We start from the raw sequence: 21,517 nt of genomic DNA on the forward strand, positions 1-21,517 counted from the left end.
CGCACACATACCGGCACTCACAGAAATCGACGCCATGACACCACTGAGTTCTCACAAGACGATTCGGCTGACCACCGCCCAGGCGGTCGTGAAGTACCTCGCCGCGCAGTACTCCGTCGCCGACGGTGAACGCCGTCGCCTCATCCCCGCCGCGCTCGGCATCTTCGGCCACGGCAACGTCGCCGGCCTCGGCCAGGCACTCGACGAGCTGTCCGACGACCTGCCGTTCATCCAGGGCCGGCACGAGCAGTACCTCGCCCACATCGCCACCGCCTACGCCAAGGCCAGCCGTCGCCGCGCCACCCTCGCGGTCACCGCGTCCATCGGCCCGGGCGCGCTGAACCTGGTCACCGCCGCCGGCCTCGCCACGATCAACCGGCTGCCGCTGCTGCTGCTGCCCGGCGACACCTACGCCACTCGCCACCAGGGGCCGGTGCTCCAGCAACTCGAGCACGCCAGCGAGGCCGACCTGAGGGTCAACGACACCTTCCGCCCGGTCGCGAAGTTCTTCGACCGCATCACCCGCCCCGAGCAGCTGCTCACCGCGCTGCCGCAGGCGATGCGGGTGCTGACCAGCCCCACCGACACCGGTGCCGTGGTGCTGTCGCTGCCGCAGGACGTCCAGTCCCACGCCTTCGACTTCCCGATCGAATTCTTCGAGCCCCGGGACTGGAAGATCCGGCGCCCGCTGCCCGACCCCGCCGAGGTCGACGCGGTCGCCACCCAGATCCGGGAAGCATCCCGGCCGGTGATCATCGCCGGCGGCGGGGTGCACTACTCGGAGGCCACCGCCGCGCTCGAGGCCCTCGCCGCGCAGGCCGGTATCCCGGTGGTCGAATCGTTCGGCGGCAAGGGCGCGGTCAGCCGCGACGAGTGGTGGCAGGTCGGGGGCATCGGCCTCGAGGGCAACTTCGCCTCCAACAAGCTGGTTAAGCAGGCCGACCTGGTGCTCAGCGTCGGCACCCGGCTCACCGACTTCGTCACCGGGTCGCAGTCGATCTTCGAAAACGAGAACGTGCGATTCGCCGCGCTCAACGTCGTCGACGCCGACACCCGCAAGCAGGGCGCCACCGGCATCCTCGCCGACGCCCGCCTCGGCCTCGAGGCGCTGACCTCCGCGCTCGCCGGGCACACCACCAGCGACACGTGGCAGGAGGCGGTGCGGTCGGCGAAGGCGGACTGGGCACCGATCCGGGCCGCCGCGCTCGACCCCGACACCGCGTTCGACCCCGCCGAGCACCCGCACGCCCCGGTCACCGGCGCCGTGCTGACCCAGCCACAGCTCATCGGCCTGATGCAGGAACACGCCCGCAGCGGCGACACGATCATCGCCGCAGCCGGGGGCCCACCCGGGGACCTGCAGAAGGTGTGGGACGCCACCGCGAACCGCAACGTCCACCTGGAATTCGGGTTCTCCTGCATGGGATACGAGATCCCGGCCGCGATGGGTGTGCGGCTGGCCGAGGGCAACCGCGGGCAGCGGATCGTCACCTTCATCGGCGACGGCACCTACCTGATGGCGCCGACCGAGTTGGTCACCGCCGCGCAGGAGGGCCTCGACGTCACCATCGTCGTCTCCGAGAACCATGGCTACCAGGTCATCCACCGTCTCCAGATGAACCGCAACGGACGCGAATTCGGCAACGAGTTCCGCTACCGCACCGACGGCGACATCATCGCCGACAGCGGGGACAAGGCCCGCCTCGAGGGCGAATACCTGAAGGTGGACCTGCGGCAGATCGCCGAAGGCCTCGGTGCCACCGCGATCCGCGCCACCACCGCCGCCGACGTCCGCGCCGCGCTGAACGAGACCCGGGAAGTGTCCGGGCCGGTGGTCATCGTGGTGCCGACGGTCCCGCACGTGGACCTGCCCGGTGGGGACGTGTGGTGGGACGTGGCCCCCGCCGAAGTCTCCAATCAGGAATGGGTGCAAACCCTGCGCGCCGACTACGACAAGGCCGTGGGACGTCAGCGGTGGTTCGGATGAGCGCCGGTCCCGTCAACTCAGGAAGTCGAATGGACAACACCAGTCCCCTCGACGGGGGAACGCTCCGCCAGCGGCTGGCGGACGGGGAGACCACCGTGGGCACCTTCGTCGGGATGGCGTCCTCCACGGCGGCCGAGGTCTGCGCCGCCGCCGGCGCCGACTGGATCCTGCTCGACCTCGAACACGGATCCGGGTCGGAAGACGCGCTGCGCGACGGCATTCTCGCCGCGGGTGCCTACGGCGTCCCCACCGTGGTTCGGGTCGAATCCGGTGAACGTATCCGGATCGGCCGGGTCCTCGACCAGGGCGCCGCCGGAGTCATGGTGCCGCGCCTGGACAAACCCGATCAGGTTGCCGACGCGATCACCCACCTCGCGTATCCGCCGCACGGGGACCGGGGCGTGGCGACCTACAACCGCTCCTGCCGGTGGGGCATGGACCGCTCCGTGCTCGTCGCCGCGGAGCAGGCCGCGCTCGGGGTGATCCAGATCGAAACCCTCGCCGCCCTCGACGCGGTCGACGAGATCGCCGCCCAGTCCGGTGTCGACGTGCTGTTCGTCGGACCGCTGGACCTGTCGTTCGCACTCGGGGTGCCGCTGCAGTTCGACAGTCCGGTGTTCACGTCGGCGCTCGGGCGGGTGCTCGAAGCGGCTCACCAGCACGGCAAGACCGCCGGCATCCTCGCCGCGAATGCCGCCCTGGCCGCCGGCTACGTCGAACTGGGTTTCCGGTTCGTGGCCATCGGCTCCGACTCGACCCTGCTCGCCGCGGCGTTGACCGACGCGTTCGCGACCGCCCGTCCCGAGCAGACCACCTAGCCCACCGGGCAAGAACACCCGCGCCCTACCGGGCCGGAACCACCGAGCCCAGTAGGGCAGCGACTGAAAGAGGTAACACCCGTGAGCACACCGCGCACCGTGGGAGTCGGTCTGATCAGCGTCGGCTGGATGGGGCAGCTCCATGCCCGCGCCTACCGCGACGTCCCGATCGTCTACCCCGAGCTCGGGGTCACCCCGAAACTGGTGATCGCTGCCGACACCGCCGACAGCCGGGTCGAATTCGCCGAGAACGTCCTCGGGTTCGCCGAGGGCACCACCGACTACCGGGATGTCCTGGCGCACCCGGACGTCGACGTCGTCTCCATCTGCGCACCCAACTTCCTGCACGCGGAGATCGGCATCGCCGCCGCGAAGGCGGGTAAGCACTTCTGGATCGAAAAGCCGGTGGGCCGCAGCTACGCCGAAACGTCGGCGATCGAGACCGCGGCCACCGACGCCGGCGTGATCACCTCGATCGGCTACAACTACCGGCACGCCCCCGCCGTCGAGCACGCCCGCACGCTCATCGCCGAGGGCAGCCTCGGCCGGATCACCAACGTGCGTGCCACGTTCTTCTCCGGGTACGCCAACGAACCCAACGGCGCCCTCTCGTGGCGGTTCGACCGTGAACTCGCCGGCTCCGGGGTGCTCGCGGACCTGTTCAGCCACGCGACGGATCTGTGCCAGTACGTGGTCGGGCCGATCGCCGAGATCAACGCGCTCACCAGCACCGTCTACACCGAACGCCCGAAGCTGGAAATGGGGTCGGGTACCCACTTCGCCGTCATCGAGAACGGTGAGATGGGCCCGGTGGAGAACGAGGATTACGCCGCAGCCCTGGTGCGGTTCGGCGCGCAGGGCCCGGGTTCCGGTGCGGTGGGCACCATCGAGGCCTCTCGCGTGATCGTCGGACCCGAGTGCGGCTACCAGATCGAGGTCTACGGCACCGAGGGCTCGGTGAAGTGGGATTTCGAGCGGATGAACGAGCTGAAGGTGTGCCTGGGCCGCACCAACGCCGAGCAGGGTTACCTCACCGTCAATGCCAGCCCGAAGCACGGCGACTACTCGCGCTTCCAGCCCGGACCGGGCAACGCCCTCGGTTTCGACGACCTCAAGACCATCGAGGCGAAGAAGTTCCTGCTCGCCGTCACCGGTGGGCCGCAGGAGAACTCGAATGTGCACGACGCCGCGTCGGCGGCCGCGATCGTCACCGCCGCGGAGACCTCCGCGGCCACCGGTCAGTGGCAGAAGCTCGACGACGTCGCCGGCACCACCGCCTCCCGCACCGTCTGATCCCTCCCCCACTTTCGCCCCGTACCCCTTCGACACCTGCAAGGACGCTGATGTCAACATCGATCTCGACTCAACTGTTCGTCGGCTTGGGCCCGCTGAATCGGGAGCTCGTCGACCCGTATCTGGCTGGGCACCAACAGCTTGCCCTCGATCCCACCGAGGAGCAGCTGGCGGTCGCCGAGGCCGCGATCGTGCGGGCGGCGTTCACCGTCGACGCCGCGATGCTCGACCGGATGCCTGCGTTGAAGGTTCTCGCCCGCACCGGTGTCGGCACCGATCTGGTCGACGTCGGCGAAGCACAGCGACGTGGGATTCCGGTGGTGATCACCCCGGGCAGTAACACGGTCTCGGTTGCCGAGGGCGTGTTCGCGCACCTGCTGTCGTTGGTGAAGCGGCTGCCGACACTGACCACGTTGGTGCGGAGTGGCCGCTGGGGTGAGCGTGGTGGGGTGACCGTCGGTGACCTCGAGGGTGCGACGTTGGGGATCGTGGGGTTCGGGCGGATCGGTTGCAAGGTCGCGCAGATCGCCGAAGCGTTCGACCTGAACGTCCGCGCCTACGACCCGTACGCCGAGATCCCGGACAGGTATCGGTGTGCGAGCGTGGACGAGGTGCTCACGTCCAGCGACCTCATCACCCTGCATGCACCGCTGACCGCCGAGAATCATCATCTGATCAACGAGGTGCGGCTGGCCGCGATGCGGCCCGGCGCGATCCTGGTGAACTGCAGTCGCGGCGCGCTGATCGACCTGGACGCCGCGCACGCGGCGCTGCAGGCCGGACAGTTGGCCGGTCTGGGCCTGGACGTCTTCGATCCTGAACCGCCACAGCATCATCCGGTGTTCGACCACGCGAACACGGTCCTCAGTCCGCACCTGATGGGTTTCACCGATCGGGCGATGGCGCTGACCATCCGCGCCGCGGTCGAGGGCGCGGTCGCGGTCCTCGACGGCCGCGCACCGGCCGCGGTGGCCGCCCCGTGACCGTGCAGGTGGGGGTGATCGGCGTCGGCGTGATGGGCGCCGATCACGCCCGCACCTTGCATCGGTCGGTCTCGGGTGCACAGGTGACGGTGGTGACCGACTTCGACGCCGCCCGCGCGGACACCCTCGCGCACGAGTTGTCGGCGCGCACCGTCGCCACCGCGACGGAACTGATCGCGGCCCCGGACGTCGACGCGGTGGTGATCGCCTCCCACGATTCCGCACACGCCGAGCAGGTGGCGGCCTGCCTGGACCAGCGTAAGCCGGTGCTGTGCGAGAAACCGCTGGCACCGAGCGTCGACGAGTGCCGCGATCTGGTCGCGCAGGAAGATGCGCTCGGTCTGGCCGATCCGCTGGTGTCCGTGGGATTCATGCGGCGATTCCACCACCCCTACGTGGCGTTGGCGGACGAGGTGCGGTCCGGGTCGATCGGTACCCCCTTGCTGGTGCGCAGCTCGCACCGCAATGTCTCCGCGTATCCCGGTGGAGATTCGGCCGGCACCATCACCAACTCCGCCATCCACGAAATCTACATCACCAGCTGGCTTCTCGGGTCACCGATCGCGGAGGTCAGCTGGCATGCACCACGATCGACGTCCTATGACACGTCACGGCAGGACCCGCAGGTGCTCCTCCTCAGGACCGCCGACGGCGCATTGACCATCGTCGACGTCTTCGTCAATGCCCGCTACGGGTACGACGTGCGCTGCGAGGTCGTCGGCGAAACCGGTGCGGTCAGCCTGGCGGCGCCCCACACCCTGTCGATCGACTCGTCGCTGCGCTCGGCATCGACGTACCCGAAGGACTGGCGGCCGTTGTTCGCCGATGCCTACCGGCGCCAGTTACAGGCCTGGATCGACGCCCTCACCGCCGAGGTGTCCTCACCGCTGGCGACGGCCCGCGACGGATTGCGGGCCACCCAGGTCGCCGTCGCCTTGATCGACTCGATGAACAACGACGGTGCCACCACCGAGGTCGCCTACCACTGAGCGCTGCTCCCCTACCCTCAGCGATGGACACGGCCGTCACCACATCGCGCTTCCCACGCGCACACTGACCACATACAGGTGAAGATGAAGTCGAGGCGATAGAGATGACAACCACCCCGCCACCGGCATTGCTGGCCGCCTGTTGGACCTCCGCCGGCGATGTGATGCCGGCGCGAGGCTCTGATCGGAGTCCGATCCCGATCCGGGAACGGATCGAGGCGGTCGCGCGGACCGGCTACACCGGATTCGGCTTGACCCGACCCGACCTGGTCGCGGCCCGGGAGACGGTCGGGCTCGGTGAGGTCGCGAAGATGCTGGCCGACAACGGCATTACCCAGGTGCAGCTGGAGTGGATCACCAACTGGTGGACCACCGGTGACGCTCGTGCCGCCTCCGATGAGGTTCGCCGGGACTTGTTCGAAGCCGCACCCGTCCTCGGCGTCGACAACATCAAGGTCGGCGCCGACGACGACGGTGTCCCCGTGTCCCGGGACCTGCTCGTCGAACAATTCGACGCCCTGGCCTCCGACGGCGCCGCGGTGGGCGTGAAGATCGCGTTCGAGAACACCCCGTTCTCGCACCACATCAAGACCACCGAGCAGGCCGCGCAGTTCGTCAAGGACGTCGACAACCCCAACGGTGGGCTGATTCTCGACATCTGGCACGCGTTCCGTGGCGGCACCGACTACGACACCCTGCCGCAGCTCGTTCCCGCCCAATTCGTGTTCGGTGTCGAACTCGACGACGGCTGGTCCACCGTGCGGGGAACCGACCTCGAGGACACCTTCGACAACCGAGTTCCCTGCGGAGAAGGCGAATTCGACGTTCCGAAGTTCATCAACGCGATCCGCCGGATCGGGTTCGACGGACCGTGGGGAATCGAGCACATGTCGGAAGAGTTCCGGCATCTGCCCGTCGCCGACGCCCTCGCCCGGGCACGGACCGGAGCGCTGCAGTGCTTCGCGCGTGCCGACGAACTGGCCGGCAACCGGTCCTGACAGCGATTGACGCACCGATACACACCAAATCTGAGGGGAAAATGATGGATAAACCACCTTGATTGAGGCCTGCGTCACAGCAACACTGAACAGGGCACACGGACAAACACTCCGGACGCGACCACTTCCCGTTCCAGCGGGTGTGCTCACCACTCTTCCGGTCCCGGTCCGTCTGCCGCACCGACCCCTCCGGCACCGATGCCGGAGGGGCGCAAGATCGAAAGGAATACAGTGGCCACCCTGTTGAACGAGAAAGTCGTTCTGGTCAGCGGAGGAACGCAAGGGGTCGGCGCCGGCGTCGTCCGCGCCGCGGCCCGCGAGGGCGCCCGGGTGGCTTTCACCGGTCGCCGCGCCGAGGCCGGCAAGGCCCTCGCCGCCGAGCTCGAGGCGACCGGCGCGCAGGTGCGGTTCTTTCAGGCCGACCTCACCGACCCCCGGGAGGCCCGCGATTCGGTGACCCGCACCATCGAGGAGTTCGGCCGCGTCGACGCATTGTGCAACGCGGCGGGCCTGACCACCCGCGGCACCCTGCTCGACACCACCCCCGAACTATTCGACCAGCACATGGCGGTGAACCTGCGGGCCCCGTTCTTCACCATGCAGGGCGCCGTCGCGGACATGGTCGAACGGAAGGCACCCGGGACGATCGTCAACATCATCTCCATCGCCCAGCACGGCGGGCAGTCGTATCTGGCGCCGTACGTGGCGGCGAAGGCAGGCCTGGCCGGGCTGACCCGCAACGCCGCCTACGCGCACCGCTTCGACCGGATCCGCATCAACGGCCTGAACATCGGGTGGACCGAAACCGAAGGCGAGGCGGTAATTCAGCAGCGTTTCCACGGCGCCGACGACAACTGGGCTGCCGAGGCCGCCGCCAAGGTGCCGATGGGCAAGCTCGGGCAGGTCGACGAGATCGCCGACTTCGTCGTGCTGCTGCTGTCGGATCGAAGCGGTGTCGTCACCGGCTCGGTGATCGATTGGGACCAAACCATTATCGGAGGGCAGGACTGATGGGATCGACAATCGGAGTGATCGGCCTCGGCCGAATCGGCGCATTTCACGCCGACACCCTCGCTCAGCTTCCGGGGGTCGACGGCCTGGTCGTCACCGATGAGCGGCCGGATGTCACCGCGTCCGTGGCCGCCAAGTTCGGCGCGCGGCCGGTCGAGGACGCCGCGGCGGTCTTCGCCGCCGGCGTTGACGGAGTAGTGATCGCCGCCGCCACCCCGGCGCACGCGCCGTTGATCCTGGCCGCCGTCGACGCCGGGATCCCGGTGTTCTGCGAGAAGCCGGTGGCGTTCACCGCCGACGAAAGCTACCAGGTCGTCGAGCGATTGAAGACCTCGACGGTGCCGGTACAGATCGGGTACAACCGCCGCTTCGACCCCGCCTTCGCCGCCGCCCGGTCCGCCGTCGCCAGTGGCGAACTCGGCTGGCTGCACACCGTCCGCTCGACCACCCTCGACCCCGCCCCTCCTCCGGCGGAGTACGTGGCCGCCTCCGGCGGGATCTTCCGTGACTGCAGCGTGCACGACTTCGACATCGTGCGCTGGGTCGTCGGGCACGAGGTGACCGAGGTCTACGCCACGGGAACCAACCAGGGCGATTCGATCTTCGCCGACTGCGGCGACGTCGACACCGCCACCACCACCCTGACGTTCGCGAACGGCACCCTCGGCGTCGTGTCCAACACCCGCTACAACGCCCGCGGCTACGACTGCCGCCTCGAGGTGCACGGCTCCGAGGACAGCGTCGTCGCGGGTTGGGACGCCGGCGCGCCCGTGCGCAACCTCGAACCCGGCGTCACCTTTCCCGACGGCCCGCCGCACCGGTTCTTCATGGACCGATTCACCGCCGCCTACCGCGCCGAACTCGACGCGTTCCTCGACGTGATCGCCGGCACCGCACCCTCACGGTGCACCGCCCAGGACGCCCTCGAGGTGGCCTGGATCGCCGAGGCGGCCGCACTGTCCCTTTCCCAGCACCGCCCCGTCCAGATGAGTGAGGTTCGACGATGATTCGTATTGCAGGAGCACCCATTTCGTGGGGTGTATGCGAGGTGCCCGGATGGGGTCACCAGCTCGGTTCCGAGCGCGTGCTCACCGAGATGCGTGACGCCGGCCTCGAGGCCGCCGAGATCGGTCCCGAGGGATTCCTGCCGTCGGACCCGCAGGAGCTGGCGGCCACCCTGGCCTCCTACGAGCTGAAGGCGGTCGGCGGCTTCACCCCGGTGCTGCTCCACGACCCCGACCACGACCCCGTCCCCGACATCACCGGCACCCTGGCCGCGTTCACCGCCGCCGGCGCCGAGGTGCTGGTGCTGGCCGCGATCACCGGCACCGACGGTTACGACAGCCGCCCCGACCTCGACGACGCCGGCTGGAAGACCCTGCTGTCGAACCTGGACCGATTGCACGACGTCGCCGCCGACCAGGGCATCCGCGCGGTCCTGCATCCGCATGTGGGCACCATGATCGAGAAGAACGTCGAGGTCGAGCGAGTCCTCGACGGATCCTCCATTCCGCTGTGCCTGGACACCGGGCACCTGCTCATCGGCGGCACCGACCCGCTCGAGTTGGCCCGCGCCGCCGCGGACCGGATCACCCACACGCACCTCAAGGACGTCGACGCCGAGTTCGCCGCGCGCGTGCAGGCCGGCGAACTGACCTACACCGACGCCGTCGCCCAGGGCATGTACACCCCGCTCGGCACCGGTGACGTCGACGTCGCCGGCGTGGTCCGGCACCTCGTCGCCTCCGGTTTCGACGGATGGTTCACCCTCGAGCAGGACACCATCCTCGCCGGCGAACCCGACGGCGAGGGCCCGGTCGCGGACGTCAAAACCAGCGCCGCGTTCCTGCGGAGCCTGCAGCTGTGACCACGCTGCGGATCGGCGTCCTCGGCGCCTCCCGGATCGCGGAGCCTGCGATCGTCAAACCGGCCCAGATTCTCGGGCACCGGTTGGTCGCGGTCGCCGCCCGCGACCGCGGCCGCGCCGAGAGGTTCGCGCAGACACACGGCGTCGAACGGGTGCTGGACTCCTACGAGGCGGTGATCGCCGACCCCGAGGTCGACGTCGTCTACAACCCGCTCGCCAACGCATTCCACGCCCCCTGGAATCTGAAGGCGGTCGAGGCCGGCAAGGCGGTCTTGACCGAAAAGCCATTCGCGCGCAACGCCACCGAGGCACAGCTCGTCCGGGCTGCCGCTCGCGAGCGGGGTGTCCCGATCATGGAGGGTTTCCACTACCTGTTCCACCCGATCATCCGGCGGATGTTCGATCTCCTCGAGGACGGCACCCTCGGCGCTCTGCAGCGGGTCGAGGTGGTCATGCGGATGCCCGAACCCAAACCTGACGACCCGCGGTGGCGTCTGGACCTCGCCGGTGGGGCTGTGATGGACCTCGGTTGCTACGGCCTGCACGTACACCGCCAGCTTGGCCGGTTCGCCGGCGGCGAGCCGACCGTAGTGACGGCCCGCGCCGTCGAGCGCTCCCCCGGAGTCGACGAGTCGTGCGACGTCGACCTCGTCTTCCCCAGTGGCGCAACCGGATCGAGCATCAATTCGATGAACTGGGAACAATTCGAGATGATCCTGCGCCTGGTCGGGGACCGCGGTGAAGCCTTCGCGCACGACTACGCGCTGCAGTACGGCGACGACCGCATCACCATCACCACCGACACGGGCACCGTCGTCGAACATCTCGGAACCCGCTCGACCTACACCTACCAGCTCGACGCCTTCGCTCAGCACCTCGCCGACGGGACCTCATTCCCGATCGACGTCGACGACGCGGTCTCCACGATGGAGCTCATCGACTCCACGTACCGCGCCGCCGGCCTGCCCCTGCGGTAGGTCACATTCTCCCCGCCGGGCCGTGAGGAACCCACTTCCAATGTCCGGCCCGGCGGGGCCTCCACCACACTCTGTGCGTTTCACCCCTCCCCGTTTCACCCCTCCCGAGCTTTCCCATGCCTGCATGCTTGCGGCTTCCTGAAAGGCCCACCACATGAACACACACAACGGCCCGAACGCCTCGGTCCCGCGGAAAACTCCCCGCCGGGTGACCGCTCTGGCACTGAGCGTCGGTGCGGCCGCACTGCTCGCAGGATGTTCGAGCACCGGCGGGAAACCGGAATCGACCGGTAGCGGCATGGCCTCGGGCACCGCGGACACCCCACGCGCCACCATCGCCATGATCACCCACGAAGTCCCGGGCGACACCTTCTGGGACCTGATCCGCAAGGGTGCCGAAACGGCGGCGGCGAAGGACAACATCGAACTGCGTTACTCCTCGGACCCGGAAGCACCGAACCAGGCGAACCTCGTCCAGAGCGCCATCGACAGCCAGGTCGATGGCATCGCCGTCACGCTCGCAAAGCCGGACGCGATGGCACCGGCCGTCCGAGCGGCCGTCGACGCGAAAACCCCGGTCGTCGCGTTCAACTCCGGTTTCGACCAGTACAAGGCGCAAGGGGTCGCCCAGTACTTCGGCCAGGACGAAAAGCTCGCCGGCATCTCGGCAGGGCAACGCCTGACCGCGGACGGCGCCAAGAAAGCGCTGTGCGTCATCCAGGAACAGGGTCAGGTTGCACTCGAAGCACGCTGCGCGGGCGTCATCGAGGGGTTCAAGGGGCAGACCGAAATCCTGAATGTCAACAGCAAGGATCTGCCGTCGGTCGATGCGACGATCACCGCCAAACTGCAACAAGATCCCTCGATCGATCATGTCGTCGCGCTCGGAGCGCCGATCGCGCTCACGGCTGTCCAGTCCGTCGCCAATGCCGCCAGCTCCGCGAAAATCGTCACCTTCGACACCAACGCCGCCCTCGTCGACGCCATCAAGGCCGGGGATGTGCAATGGGCCGTCGATCAGCAGCCGTTCCTGCAGGGCTACCTCGCGGTCGATTCTCTGTGGCTGTACCTGAACAACCGCAACACCATCGGCGGCGGTACGCCGACTCTGACCGGTCCCGCTTTCATCGACAAATCCAACATCGACTCGGTCGCCGAGTACGCCAAGGCCGGAACCCGCTGAGCACGGCACTGACGGCGTAACGGAAGGAAAGTCATGTCCACACAGCAAGATCTGGACCTTGCCAGTCACAAGGTCGTCACCGACGAACGGGTGAAGGAGCAAAAACGCCTGCAACGGCTGCTCGTCCGCCCGGAGGTCGGGTCCCTGTTCGGTGCGATCGCGATCTTCGTCTTCTTCATGATCGTCGCACCCCCGTTCCGCAGCCCCGAAGCCCTCGCCACCGTCCTCTACGCCAGCTCCACCATCGGAATCATGGCCTGCGCGGTCGCGCTGCTGATGATCGGCGGCGAATTCGACCTCTCCGCCGGCGTCGCCGTCACCACCAGCTCGCTGGCCGCGTCGATGATCGCCTACAACCTGCACCTGAACCTGTGGGCCGGCGCCGCCCTCGCCCTCCTCGTCTCGCTCGCGGTCGGGTTCTTCAACGGCTACCTGGTGATGAAGACGAAGATCCCCAGCTTCCTGATCACCCTGAGCTCGTTCCTGATGCTCACCGGCATCAACCTGGCCGTCACCAAACTGATCACCGGACAGGTCGCCACCCCCAGCGTCTCCGACATGCAGGGCTTCGACTCCGCCAAGAAGGTGTTCGCGTCCTCGTTCACCATCGCCGGGGTGTCCGTGCGGATCACCGTGCTGTGGTGGCTGCTGTTCACCGCCATCGCCACCTGGGTGCTGTTCAAGACCCGGATCGGGAACTGGATCTTCGCCGTCGGCGGCAACCAGGACTCCGCCCGCGCCATCGGCGTCCCGGTCACCAAGGTCAAGATCGGGTTGTTCATGACCGTCGGGTTCGCCGCCTGGTTCGTCGGCATGCACCTGCTGTTCTCGTTCAACACCGTCCAGTCCGGCCAAGGCATCGGCAACGAGTTCCTCTACATCATCGCCGCGGTCATCGGCGGCTGCCTGCTCACCGGCGGCTACGGCACCGCGATCGGCGCCGCGATCGGCGCGTTCATCTTCGGCATGACGAACCAGGGTATCGTCTACGCCGGCTGGAACCCGGACTGGTTCAAATTCTTCCTCGGCGCGATGCTGCTGTTCGCCGTCATCGCCAACAACGCCTTCCGCAACTACGCCGCCAAGAGGTGACCGCATGAGTACCATCGAACAGATGCCCGTCGATACCGAACCCGATGGGGGCGGCAAGATCCCGCTCATCGAACTCAAACACGTCGGCAAGCAGTACGGCAACATCATCGCCCTCGAAGACATCAACCTGCGGGTGCGGGCCGGTGAGGTCACCGGTGTGCTCGGCGACAACGGCGCCGGCAAATCCACCCTGATCAAGATCATCGCCGGCCTGCACCAGCAGAGCTCGGGTGAGCTGCTCGTCGACGGCGAACCCCTCACCTTCGACTCCCCGAAGGAGGCCCTGTCCAAGGGCATCGCCACCGTCTACCAGGACCTCGCCGTGGTGTCGCTGATGCCGGTGTGGCGGAACTTCTTCCTCGGCCAGGAACTGCGGAAGGGCCCGCTGAAGTCCCTCGACGCCAACGCGATGCGGGCCACCACCAAATCGGAACTGTCGAAGATGGGCATCGACCTGCCCGACGTCGACGCCCCCATCGGGTCCCTGTCCGGCGGCCAGCGCCAATGCGTGGCGATCGCCCGGGCCATCTTCTTCGGCGCCCGGGTCCTGATCCTCGACGAGCCCACCGCCGCCCTCGGCGTCAAACAGTCCGGGATGGTGCTGCGCTACATCTCCGCCGCCAAGGAACAAGGCTTCGGGGTGGTGTTCATCACCCACAACCCGCACCACGCCTACATGGTCGGCGACCACTTCGTCCTCCTGGGCCGCGGCCGCCAGAAACTCGACTGCACCTACGACGAGATCAGCCTCGAAGAACTCACCCAGCAAATGGCCGGCGGCGACGAACTCGAAGCACTCACCCACGAACTGCGGCGCTGAAAGCCGGTCGGCACTCACCTCACGACCGCACCGCCCCGGGGATCCCCGGGGCGGCGTTGTCGTGCGCCTGAACCTCGCCGCCGTCAAGGCATGTTGTAGGGGGTGATGATCCGGATCGGCGACATCGCCGTAGTCACACCCGACAACCCACCGCGGCCCTGAATCAGCATGCGACAGGCCAAGTTCGCATCGAATCGAAGGTCGTGTTCGAGGACGGCTGAGATCTTCTTGTCGCGCAGCAATTGCCGGTTGTCGCTGTCGAGGTCGTGAGCGATGAAGACGCGATAGCTTCGGCCGAGCTTCTCGAAGGCACGCACGGTCGCCAGGTTGCCGCCACCGATCGAATAGACAGCCTCGATGCCAGGGTTACGCTCGAGAGCCTCGAGAACGAGCTGCTCGACCGTCGAATCGAGGCCTTCGCTTTCAGAGATGTCGATCAGTGTGCGCTGAGAACCCATCCCCCCGACGCTGCCCGAGCGGCGGAGTGCACCGCGAAAGCCCATCTCGCGCTCTTCCTCGCCGCGAAACGCATTGCTACTCAGTGTGACCAGGACACTGGCCGGGGTGTCGCGCAACCACTGCTCGAGTAGATACGCGGCTGTCTCGCCGGCAGCCCGGTTCTCGATACCGACGTAGCCGATCCGATTGCTGCTCGGAACGTCGGTGGCGTAGGTGACGACCGGGATTCCGGCCTCGATGAGCCGATCGATGGCGTCGGCGACCTCGGTGGTGTCGGGAGCCTTGACGATGACGCCGTGCGAGGGACGTTTCGCGAGCTTGTCGAGCACCTCGACCATGGCCGAGACAGAACCGGTCTCCCGAAAGTGGAACCGCGTCCGCACTACCGCGGGAGCAAGCGACGGCAGTTCCGCCTCGACCGCCTCCTGGAACGCTCCGGAGAACCGCGACGGGGCCTGCATCACGACGTCGAAGAGGTACTTCCGCCCCGCCAATCGCAGCTGGGAGCGCTGTTTGTCCAGGTCGATGATCGCCTGCGCGACCTCGGCGCGGGTCCCCTCTCGTACCCCCGCGCGATTGTGGAGCACTCGGTCGACGGTCGCCTCACTGAGCCCGGCTTGTTGGGCGATCTCACGAACTTTGTAACGACTGTGCGCCACAACCTTCTCCCTCGAGGTGAAAATGATGGACAACGCCTAATTTCTGAGGCGTGTATCACAGCAAGACTAACAGGAGAACACGGAAAATGCTTCTCGCAATGCATCTTCGGAATCCGTTGCCCTGAACTCATTGCCATCGACTCCGCCACCAAGGCCAGGTCGGTCGACAGGCCGAAAGCGACCACCACGCGATCGGGATTACTCCACCGGTGAACAACCCGCTCCGCCAGCATTTCTCGAGTCCCTCGAGTTCCGGATGGTTACTTTCGAGATCGACACCGGCAGCCGCGACGACGACCACACCACTCGATGATCGACGGCGCGAAACGACATCATCCACGCTGCTTGCAGCTGACCTCGCCCTGAGAAACCGCATCCCTATTTCGGTACCTGATCTTGTTGCTATGGAACGGTTTTCACACAGACCCGCCGGCGCTAAAGATCCCAATGCAACAAGGGCATGGTGATCGACCCGGGAGTTACCAGGCTTTCGTCGGGCCGGCCCCGCTGTGGATCGGCACCGGTTTGATCACCCTCCGGGCAGTCGATTTCGATCTCAGAAGAGGCAGGCCTGCGATCCGCATCCTCGTGCACCCGGTAGCGGGCCCGATGTCGGACATCGTGTCGTCGAGCCGAGGTCGGTGCTCGGCTCACCAACGGTGCCGACGTCACGGTCACCGAGACCTCGGCCTCGACTGTCGGACCGGACTTCGCCGATCGTCTGCGTCAGATTCCCGGCGTACATGGGGTCGATCCCGAGACCATCGCCGGAGCGGCACTGCTGCAGGACACCTGCTTCGACGGCGGAACCGGTGGCGTCGACACAATCGGCATGCGGACGGCGATCTCCGATGTGACCGGAACCGGCGCGGTGGTCACCGATATCGCCACGGTTCGCGGCACGGTCGGTTCCACCCTCACCTCCGTCGATCTCAGCGGTCTGACCAGGCTCGAACTGGCCTACGCCGTGGTGCTCGCGGCCGCGAGCGCGAGCGCGAGCGTCGTCGGGACCGTCGGCGGTGCTGCGCTGTCCGGATTGCTGGTGGCGGTGCTGACCGGCGTATTCGACCCGCCGCCCGCCGGGCTCGTCGTGCCCTGGGCATATCTGGTGCTGGTCACGGTGGTGACCGTCGGAGCGATCGCGGTGGTCACGACGATGTCGGCGCAGGCTGCGGTCCGCCACCCGATAAGCGTGCTGCGCGAGTAGCCGGGCTGCACCGGTCGCCGGATTACCGGGCGCACGGACCAATTCGTCTGGTGCGAGTAGTTATCCGGTCAGTCCGAGCCGGTGCGACAGCCACGGCATTTCGGTGGCGAGCCCGCGGGACCAGACACCGAAATTGTGGGCGCCGGGAACCTCGACGTAGTGAACGTCCATGCCCGCCGCCGCGGCCGCCTCGCACGCGGTGTGCAGCCGCGGCTGCAGATCGTGGTCGTGGTCGCCTACCAGGAAGACACCGGCCGAGTTTGGGTAGCGGTGCTCGGCCAGCAGGGTCATCGGGTCGATCTCGTCGAACGCCTGCTGACTGCCGCCGAACGCGGCGACCAGGGTCTGCTGGTGGTCGCCGAGTGTCGGCTCGGGATCACCGGACAAGTCGAGGAAAGTGGGATAGATATCGGGGTAGTTGGTGGCCATCTGCAATGCGCAGGTTCCCCCGAGGGAGAGCCCACCGATCGCCCACGACCCTGGGTCGGGGTCGACCTGAAGATGAGCCGTGATCCAGGCCGGCAGGTCCCGGGCCAGGTAGGTGGCGGCGTTGCCGAGTGGTGAATCCACGCAGAGCGGGTTTCCCCAGGTCGATCCGGTTGCGTCCGCGACCACCACGACCGGCGCGAGACCGTCGTGGCCATGGGCGAAGGTGTTCATGGTGGTGGCGAGCCGGCCGCCGGTAAACCAATCTTTGGGCTGCCCGGGTTGTCCGGCGAGCAGAACCAGCACCGGAAGCTGCGGCCTGGGGTCGGTGAAATACGCGGGCGGAAGATAGACATCGGCGCGGCGCGCCCGAAACGACGATCGGGTTCCGGGGATGCCATCGGAGGTGACCGCTCCGTCGCGGGGCATCGACGGTGGCGACGTCCACACCGCGTCGAGGGGCCGCCCCGTCACCGGCGCCGCAATGAGGGGCGGCACTGCTGCGAAGTCGATGCGGTTCAGATGTTCCATTCCGAGAGCGGTTTCGACGGTCGGATAGGCAGCGAAGAACACATTGACCTGGACAGCGCAGGTCAACATCACGACGATCACCGCGAGCACCGACGCCGCCCTCGTCACCGGGCGCGTCGCAGCGACGATACGCGGAACAAGGATCAGCAGCGCGAACAGGGCTACACCAGCCCACGCGTACACGATCATGGGGATGGGATCGGGAAGCGGACGCCAGATCCGCTCGACGCAGAACCACAGTGCGCCCGTGCCAATGGCGGCTCCGAGTGCGGCCAGCGGTATCACCCGGTACCGGAACCAGTGCGGCCGCCCGGCCAGAAGCCAGAGTGCGCTCACGGCACCGGCGGCGCTGACGACGACCGGCACCGGCCCCGAGATCAGAGACAGATCAGTGAACCACCGCACGTGCACAACTTTCCCGCGTCATCTGATTCCATCGTCTCACCACGACGGCACCTCGCGAGTTCACGGGTGGCGGCTCCCCTGGGTCGACACCGGTCACCGCTGCGGCCCGCCGTCACAGCTCGTATGCCACACCCTCCCCGAGGACGCGGATGCCGACGCGATCGCCCGGGGTGAGGGCGGTGGCACCGAAGCGGCGCACGGTGACCCGGTCGGAGACGACTCCGTTCTCGGTGTCGAGGCGGATGCCGAGCATCATTTCCGATCCGAGGTATTCGACGTCGACGACCGTCCCGGATACGCCGGCACCATCGGGGGTCACTTCGATCTGTTCCGGCCGCAGCATGATTCGCGCGTTTCCCTGGACGCCGCTGAGACTCACGGGGACGTCTCCGAGCGCGCACCTGGCCCGCTGCCCGTCGACGTGCGCCGCCAAGACGACGGCGTCGCCGATGAACTGCGCGGTGGAAACGTCGACGGGTGTGGAATAGATTTCCCGGGGTGTGCCGATCTGGGCGAGCCGGCCCGCGCTCATCACCCCGACCCGGTCGGCGAACGAGAGCGCCTCGGGCTGATCATGCGTGACGAGGATGGTGGTGATGCCGGCTTTCGCGAGAATGTCTGCGACGATTCGTCGGGTGTCTGCCCGCAGGCCCGCGTCGAGGGCGGAAAACGGCTCGTCGAGCAGCATGAGTTCCGGTTCCCGCGCCAACGCCCGCGCGAGCGCCACGCGCTGCTGCTGCCCGCCCGACAACTGGTCGGGACGCCGTGACGCGTACGAGGGGTCCAGTGACACCATGTCGAGTAGTTCGGCGATCTTCGAACGGGTGCGCGCCCTCCGTGGGAGACCGAACCCGACGTTCGCGCCGACGGTGGCGTGCGGGAACAGTGCCCCGTCCTGCGCGACATAGCCCACGGACCGGCGGTGCGGCGGTGTCCACCCGCCACCGGCGACCATCCTCCCGGCCAGGGCGATGGTGCCGGAGTCCGGTCTCTCGAACCCGGCGATCAGGCGGAGCAGGGTGGTCTTGCCGCAGCCGGAGGGGCCCAGGATGGCGGTCGTGGATCCCGCTTCGGCGGCGAACCCTACGTGCCGCAGGATCGGCGCGGCACCGAACGACTTGTCGAGACCCTCCACTTCGAGAGCGTATGTCATAGTCCGGCAACCTTTTTCGACTGGGTAAAGAGTACATAGGTCATGGGCAGCGACAGCACGATCATGATCAACGCATACGGTGCGGCGCCGGCGTAGTCGATTTCACTGCTCAACGACCAGAACTGCATAGACAGGGTGCGGGTACCGGTGGGCGCCAGCAGCAGGGTGGCGGTCAACTCGTTGACGATGCCCAGGAACACCAGCGCCCCACCCGCCGCGGTCGCCGGCGCGGCCAGCCGCAGCGTCACCCGGACGAACGCCGCCCACGGCGAAACACCCAGCGACTGCGCCGCCTCCTCGAGCCCGACGGGGGCCTGCGCGAGTCCGGCTCGCAGGTTCACCAGCGCGCGCGGCAGGAACAGCAGCGCGTAGGCCGCGATCACGACGGCCACCGTCTGGTAGAGCGGATGCAGATACCGAATGGTGATCGTGACGAAGGCGAGGGCCACCACGATGCCCGGCAGCGAGCTGGAGATGTAGGTGCCGCCCTCGAGGACGCGGCTGAACCGGCCTGGGTGGCGAATCGAAATCCAGGCGATCGGGAACGCGAGCACACACGTCACCACGGCACCGGCAATGCCGAACCCGAGCGTCTGCCCCAGCGCGGCAGCCATGGCATCCAGCTTCCACACCGCGGAGCCGCCGATGACGAGCCACCGCGCAACACTGACCACCGGTACACCGACCGACGCCGCGACCAGCATGCCGAGGAACAACAAGGCGATCGGCGAATACCGCCAGCCGAGTTCGGCCGGCACCGCCCGGCGGGCGGCACCCGACCCGATCCGGGCGTACCGGGCGCTGCCGCGGACGACCGATTCGATCACCAGCAGGGTCAGGCACAACAGGACCAGGACACCGGCGAGCATGGTCGCGGCGGAGCCGTTGAACGTCGACTGGTACTGCTCGAAGATCGCCGTGGTGAACGTGTCGAACCGGATGAAGACGAACGCGCCGTACTCGGCGAGCAGGTGCAGCGACACCAGCAGACCGCCGCCGGAGATGGCCAGCCGCAGCTGCGGAACCACGACCCGCACGAATACCGCGACCGGGCCCGAGCCCAGGGCGCGTGCGGATTCTTCCACAGCCGGATCCAACCGGCGCAACGTCGCGGCCACCGGGATGTACACGAGCGGGAAGTAAGACAGGGTCGCGATGAGGACGCCGCCGAACAGCCCGCCGAGCGACGGTACCGCCGTCACCCACGAATAGCTGTTGACGAACGCTGGAACGGCCAGCGGCGCCGCGAGGAGGACGGCCCACACCTTCGCGCCGAACAGCCGGGTGCGCTCGACCAGCCAGGCGGCCGCGACACCCACGACGACGCAGATCGGCACGGTCACCACGACCAGCAGCACCGTGTTCTGAAGCAGTTCCCGGACCCGGGGCCGGAACAGCAACGCCGACGCAGTATCCCAGCCCGTGTCGATGCTCGCCGCGATCACATATCCGAGCGGGAGCAACGACGCGGCCACCACGATCACCGCCGCGGCGGCCAGAGGGAACGGCAGCCCCGGACGGGCGGTCGGGCGACGCGCCGTACCCGCGTCCCCCGGCCGCGCGCGGCCGATCAGTGCGAGATTCAGAGCAGACCGGCTTCCGTCATGAGGTCGGTGACCTGGGGGCTGTTGAGCTTCGCCGGGTCGACCGGCGGGGCCTGCAGGTCGGCGAGCGGCACCAACTTCGGGTTGGCGGGCACACCGCTGCCGACCGGGTACTCGAACGACGTCCCGGTCTGCAGGACTTCCTGGCCCTTCTGACCGGTGACGAACTTCAGGAACTGCTGCGCCGAATCCTGCTTGGTGCTCGACTTCAGGACACCGCCACCCGAGACGCTGACGAACGCGCCTGGGTCCTCGTTCTTGAAGTAGTGCAATGCCACGTTGTTGCTGTTCTCACCGGTCTTGGCCTGATCGCCGAACCAGTAGTAGTGGTAGATCACGCCACCCGGAATCTCCCCGGCGTTGACGGCCTTCATCACGGTTCCGTTGCCCTTGTAGGTGCGGACGTTGTCCTTCATCCCGGCCAGCCACTGCCGGGTGGCGTCCTCGCCCTTGAGCTCGAGCAGTGCACTGACGATGGCCTGGAAGTCGGCGCCCGACGGGGACGCGGCCCAGCGGTCCTTCCAGGCGGGATCCTGCAGGTCGAGCAGCGACTTCGGCAACTGATCCTCGGTCAGTTGGTCCTTGTTGTAGGCGAAGACGGTGGAGCGGGCCGCGATGCCGGTCCACTTGCCGCTCGACGGCCGGTACTGGGTCGGGACCTGGGCGAGGACGTCCTGGTTCACGTCGGCGAACAGTCCGGCGTTCTCCACCAGCGTCATCGCCGGGGAGTTCTCGGTGAGGAACACATCGGCCGGCGACTTGTCGCCCTCCGCGACCAATTGGTTGCCGAGTTCGGTGTCGCTGCCGTTGCGCAGTTCCACCTCGATGCCGGTCTCTGCGGTGAACGCGTCCGCCCATTCCTGGGTGAGCGACTCGTGCTGAGCGTTGTAGACGGTGATCGTGTTGGCGGCACCCGAATCGGCTCCGCTGCCGGAACCGGAATTCGAGCACCCCGATACCGTCAGCGCCGCGGCGGTAGCGAGCGCCACCCCCGACATCAGTCCGAACCGCATCCTCATCGTTCGACCGCCCGTCCTCGTTCGCAGCGGGACCGC

19 protein-coding genes are annotated in these 21,517 nt (G+C 67.5%); 14 read left to right on the forward strand and 5 right to left on the reverse strand.

The genetic code is table 11. The annotated features are described in order from the left end of the window. Positions 1–34 precede the first annotated feature (34 nt). The 13 genes from iolD (at position 35) to ACFTWF_RS38405 (ending at position 14,018) form a co-directional block, all read left to right on the forward strand. Positions 35–1,987 carry a 3D-(3,5/4)-trihydroxycyclohexane-1,2-dione acylhydrolase (decyclizing) gene (gene iolD / locus ACFTWF_RS38345; protein ID WP_378466299.1) on the forward strand — a complete coding sequence of 651 codons (1,953 nt, stop codon included), beginning with the start codon at positions 35–37 and terminating at the stop codon, positions 1,985–1,987. 29 nt (positions 1,988–2,016) lie between these two features. Then, on the forward strand, positions 2,017–2,805 hold the full coding sequence (locus ACFTWF_RS38350) for an HpcH/HpaI aldolase/citrate lyase family protein (RefSeq protein WP_378466300.1): 789 nt from the start codon (positions 2,017–2,019) through the stop codon (positions 2,803–2,805). Between the two features lie 81 nt (positions 2,806–2,886). Next, a complete protein-coding gene (locus ACFTWF_RS38355; protein WP_378466301.1) occupies positions 2,887–4,098 on the forward strand; it encodes a Gfo/Idh/MocA family protein in 1,212 nt (403 codons plus the stop codon). 50 nt (positions 4,099–4,148) lie between these two features. Continuing rightward, entirely contained in the window at positions 4,149–5,081 is a 933-nt protein-coding gene (locus ACFTWF_RS38360) for an NAD(P)-dependent oxidoreductase (RefSeq protein WP_378466302.1), read from the forward strand. Beyond that, positions 5,078–6,070: a Gfo/Idh/MocA family protein gene (locus ACFTWF_RS38365; RefSeq protein WP_378466303.1), complete on the forward strand. Its 993-nt coding sequence runs from the start codon at positions 5,078–5,080 to the stop codon at positions 6,068–6,070. The genes ACFTWF_RS38360 and ACFTWF_RS38365 overlap by 4 nt, the downstream gene beginning before the upstream one ends. 104 nt (positions 6,071–6,174) lie before the next feature. Further along, the gene (locus ACFTWF_RS38370) at positions 6,175–7,068 is read left to right on the forward strand and encodes a sugar phosphate isomerase/epimerase family protein (RefSeq protein WP_378466304.1); all 894 of its coding nucleotides are present in this window, start codon (positions 6,175–6,177) and stop codon (positions 7,066–7,068) included. A 231-nt stretch (positions 7,069–7,299) separates the two neighbouring features. Continuing rightward, a complete protein-coding gene (locus ACFTWF_RS38375; protein WP_378466305.1) occupies positions 7,300–8,079 on the forward strand; it encodes an SDR family oxidoreductase in 780 nt (259 codons plus the stop codon). Continuing rightward, a complete protein-coding gene (locus ACFTWF_RS38380; protein ID WP_378466306.1) occupies positions 8,079–9,086 on the forward strand; it encodes a Gfo/Idh/MocA family oxidoreductase in 1,008 nt (335 codons plus the stop codon). The genes ACFTWF_RS38375 and ACFTWF_RS38380 overlap by 1 nt, the downstream gene beginning before the upstream one ends. Next, the gene (locus ACFTWF_RS38385) at positions 9,083–9,946 is read left to right on the forward strand and encodes a sugar phosphate isomerase/epimerase family protein (protein WP_378466307.1); all 864 of its coding nucleotides are present in this window, start codon (positions 9,083–9,085) and stop codon (positions 9,944–9,946) included. Before ACFTWF_RS38380 ends, ACFTWF_RS38385 begins: the two co-directional genes overlap by 4 nt. Then, positions 9,943–10,923 carry a Gfo/Idh/MocA family protein gene (locus ACFTWF_RS38390; protein ID WP_378466308.1) on the forward strand — a complete coding sequence of 327 codons (981 nt, stop codon included), beginning with the start codon at positions 9,943–9,945 and terminating at the stop codon, positions 10,921–10,923. The genes ACFTWF_RS38385 and ACFTWF_RS38390 overlap by 4 nt, the downstream gene beginning before the upstream one ends. A 154-nt stretch (positions 10,924–11,077) precedes the next feature. Next, entirely contained in the window at positions 11,078–12,106 is a 1,029-nt protein-coding gene (locus ACFTWF_RS38395) for a substrate-binding domain-containing protein (protein ID WP_378466309.1), read from the forward strand. 33 nt (positions 12,107–12,139) lie between these two features. After that, positions 12,140–13,198 carry an ABC transporter permease gene (locus ACFTWF_RS38400; protein WP_378466310.1) on the forward strand — a complete coding sequence of 353 codons (1,059 nt, stop codon included), beginning with the start codon at positions 12,140–12,142 and terminating at the stop codon, positions 13,196–13,198. Between the two features lie 4 nt (positions 13,199–13,202). After that, the gene (locus ACFTWF_RS38405; RefSeq protein ID WP_378466311.1) at positions 13,203–14,018 is read left to right on the forward strand and encodes an ATP-binding cassette domain-containing protein; all 816 of its coding nucleotides are present in this window, start codon (positions 13,203–13,205) and stop codon (positions 14,016–14,018) included. 83 nt (positions 14,019–14,101) lie between these two features. On the opposite strand, the gene ACFTWF_RS38410 is transcribed toward ACFTWF_RS38405, so the two are convergent. After that, the gene (locus ACFTWF_RS38410; RefSeq protein ID WP_378466312.1) at positions 14,102–15,136 is read right to left on the reverse strand and encodes a LacI family DNA-binding transcriptional regulator; all 1,035 of its coding nucleotides are present in this window, start codon (positions 15,134–15,136) and stop codon (positions 14,102–14,104) included. An 853-nt stretch (positions 15,137–15,989) separates the two neighbouring features. Here ACFTWF_RS38410 and ACFTWF_RS38415 point away from each other — a divergent pair. Beyond that, positions 15,990–16,343 carry a hypothetical protein gene (locus ACFTWF_RS38415; protein ID WP_378466313.1) on the forward strand — a complete coding sequence of 118 codons (354 nt, stop codon included), beginning with the start codon at positions 15,990–15,992 and terminating at the stop codon, positions 16,341–16,343. Positions 16,344–16,403: 60 nt separating this feature from the next. Here ACFTWF_RS38415 and ACFTWF_RS38420 read toward each other — a convergent pair whose 3' ends face one another. From ACFTWF_RS38420 to ACFTWF_RS38435, 4 genes are all read right to left on the reverse strand, one after another. Further along, positions 16,404–17,705, reverse strand: coding sequence for an alpha/beta hydrolase (locus tag ACFTWF_RS38420; protein ID WP_378466314.1), 1,302 nt, complete (start codon positions 17,703–17,705; stop codon positions 16,404–16,406). Between the two features lie 112 nt (positions 17,706–17,817). Next, the gene (locus ACFTWF_RS38425) at positions 17,818–18,858 is read right to left on the reverse strand and encodes an ABC transporter ATP-binding protein (RefSeq protein WP_378466315.1); all 1,041 of its coding nucleotides are present in this window, start codon (positions 18,856–18,858) and stop codon (positions 17,818–17,820) included. After that, on the reverse strand, positions 18,855–20,369 hold the full coding sequence (locus ACFTWF_RS38430) for an ABC transporter permease (RefSeq protein WP_378466366.1): 1,515 nt from the start codon (positions 20,367–20,369) through the stop codon (positions 18,855–18,857). The genes ACFTWF_RS38425 and ACFTWF_RS38430 overlap by 4 nt, the downstream gene beginning before the upstream one ends. Positions 20,370–20,440: 71 nt before the next feature. Further along, positions 20,441–21,481 carry an iron ABC transporter substrate-binding protein gene (locus ACFTWF_RS38435; protein WP_378466316.1) on the reverse strand — a complete coding sequence of 347 codons (1,041 nt, stop codon included), beginning with the start codon at positions 21,479–21,481 and terminating at the stop codon, positions 20,441–20,443. Positions 21,482–21,517: the final 36 nt, after the last annotated feature.

It is taken from the genome of Rhodococcus sp. NPDC056960 (assembly GCF_042674125.1).
In the GTDB taxonomy this organism is placed as follows: domain Bacteria; phylum Actinomycetota; class Actinomycetes; order Mycobacteriales; family Mycobacteriaceae; genus Rhodococcus_F.

Bases quoted from the DNA above. Each gene is read 5' to 3' on its own strand.
- iolD (WP_378466299.1), top strand. From the start codon at position 35: ATGACACCACTGAGTTCTCACAAGACGATTCGGCTGACCACCGCCCAG.
- ACFTWF_RS38350 (WP_378466300.1), top strand. From the start codon at position 2,017: ATGGACAACACCAGTCCCCTCGACGGGGGAACGCTCCGCCAGCGGCTG.
- ACFTWF_RS38360 (WP_378466302.1), top strand. From the start codon at position 4,149: ATGTCAACATCGATCTCGACTCAACTGTTCGTCGGCTTGGGCCCGCTG.
- ACFTWF_RS38370 (WP_378466304.1), top strand. From the start codon at position 6,175: ATGACAACCACCCCGCCACCGGCATTGCTGGCCGCCTGTTGGACCTCC.
- ACFTWF_RS38380 (WP_378466306.1), top strand. From the start codon at position 8,079: ATGGGATCGACAATCGGAGTGATCGGCCTCGGCCGAATCGGCGCATTT.
- ACFTWF_RS38385 (WP_378466307.1), top strand. From the start codon at position 9,083: ATGATTCGTATTGCAGGAGCACCCATTTCGTGGGGTGTATGCGAGGTG.
- ACFTWF_RS38395 (WP_378466309.1), top strand. From the start codon at position 11,078: ATGAACACACACAACGGCCCGAACGCCTCGGTCCCGCGGAAAACTCCC.
- ACFTWF_RS38400 (WP_378466310.1), top strand. From the start codon at position 12,140: ATGTCCACACAGCAAGATCTGGACCTTGCCAGTCACAAGGTCGTCACC.
- ACFTWF_RS38405 (WP_378466311.1), top strand. From the start codon at position 13,203: ATGAGTACCATCGAACAGATGCCCGTCGATACCGAACCCGATGGGGGC.
- ACFTWF_RS38425 (WP_378466315.1), bottom strand. From the start codon at position 18,858: ATGACATACGCTCTCGAAGTGGAGGGTCTCGACAAGTCGTTCGGTGCC.
- ACFTWF_RS38435 (WP_378466316.1), bottom strand. From the start codon at position 21,481: ATGAGGATGCGGTTCGGACTGATGTCGGGGGTGGCGCTCGCTACCGCC.